A 1,910-nucleotide genomic window follows, 5' to 3' on the forward strand; every position below is an offset into this window, starting at 1 on the left:
ACGCCCAACAACGCCTGTGGTTCCTCCACCAACTCGAAGGACCCACCCCCACCTACAACATCCCCACCGCACTCCGCCTCACCGGCACCCTCAACCACCACGCCCTCACCCACGCACTCCACGACCTCACCACCCGCCACGAAACCCTCCGCACCCTCTACCGACAAGAAGACGGACACAACGCACACCAGCACGTACTCCCAGCCGACCAGGCACAACCCGAATGCACCGTCACCGACCTGAGCGGAAACCCGGACGAGCTCCAGACACGGCTGACCGATGCCACGCGCTACAGCTTCGACCTGACCACCGAAATCCCCATCCGCGCCACACTCTTCCGCCTCGCCGAGGACGAGCACGTACTCCTGCTCCTCCTGCACCACATCGCATGCGACGGCTGGTCCATGGGCCCCCTCGCCCACGACCTCACCACCGCCTACACCGCACGCGTCCAAGGCCAAGCCCCAACCTGGCAACCCCTACCAATCCAGTACGCCGACTACACCCTCTGGCAACACGACGCGCTCGGGACCACCAGCGACCCCGACAGCCCCGTATCCCAGCAACTCGCGTACTGGGCGCGGGCGCTCGCCGACCTGCCGGAGCAGATCGAGCTCCCCACCGACCGCCCGCGGCCCGCGACCGCCAGCTACACCGGCGACAGTCTGACCCTCCCCCTGCCGCCCGTACTCCACCGGGAGCTCGCCACGCTGGCGCAGCAGAACGGCGTCAGCCTGTTCATGGTCCTCCAAGCCGCCCTGGCCACCCTTCTCACCCGCCTCGGCGCAGGCACCGACATCCCCATCGGTGCCCCCATCGCCAGCCGTACAGATGAGGCGACAGAGGATCTCGTCGGCTTTTTCGTCAACACCCTCGTGCTCCGCACCGACACCAGTGGACAGCCGACCTTCCGCGAACTACTCGACCGCGTCCGCGAGACGAACCTGGGCGCCTACGCCCACCAGGACCTCCCCTTCGAACGCCTCGTCGAACACCTCAACCCCACCCGCACCCTCGCCCACCACCCCCTCTTCCAGGTCATGCTCACCCTCAACAACATCGGACACAACGCCACGGGAATGCTGGCCTCCATGCCCGGGCTCAGCTCGACGCTTGAGCACACCGGCATCGGCATCACCAAGTTCGACCTCGCCTTCGCCTTCAACGAAGCCACCACCGACGACGGCGAACCGGACGGGCTGACGCTCACAGTGGAGTTCAGCACCGATCTGTTCGACAGGGGAACCGCAGCAAGTCTCCTCCAACGCCTCACGCACCTCCTGACAGCCTTCACCACTGATCCCGAACAGTCCCTGGCACAGGTTGAGTTGCTAGACCCGGCAGAGCGGCATCAGCTGCTGGAGGAATGGAACGGGCAGCCGGTCGAGAACCCGCCCATGAACCTGGTGGAGCAGTTCGAGGAGCAGGCCGCCGCGACACCGAATGCCGTGGCACTGACCTACGCCGGCCAGAAACTGACATACGCGGAACTCAACGCACGCGCCAACCAGTTGGCCCGCCATCTGGCGGCTCGCGGCGTGGGCCCGGAGCAGTTCGTCGCCGTCGACATACCCCGCGGCCCCGACCTGATCATCGGCCTCCTCGCCGTCCTGAAGACCGGCGCCGCCTACGTCCCCATCGACCCGGACTACCCGCTGGAGCGCATCGCCCACATCCTCAACGACGCCGCCCCCGCCCTCCACCTCACCACCCTGGACGACCTGGACCTGGACAGGTACACCGACGGGAACCTCACCGACACCGAGCGCACCACGCCCCTCACGCCCCACCACCCGGCATACATGATCTACACCTCCGGCTCCACCGGCCGCCCCAAAGGCGTCGTCGTACCGCACTCCGCGATCGACAACCGGCTGCGCTGGATGCAGGACACCTACCAGCTCGGGCCG

The 1,910-nt window shown here is 67.0% G+C and carries 1 protein-coding gene; it reads left to right on the forward strand.

What is annotated here, in order from left to right:
- A partial coding sequence (locus KUM44_RS21075) for a condensation domain-containing protein (protein WP_217209819.1) occupies positions 1 to 1,910 on the forward strand: 1,910 nt, incomplete at both ends.

It is taken from the genome of Streptomyces sp. AC550_RSS872 (assembly GCF_019049285.1).
Taxonomy (GTDB): Bacteria; Actinomycetota; Actinomycetes; order Streptomycetales; family Streptomycetaceae; genus Streptomyces.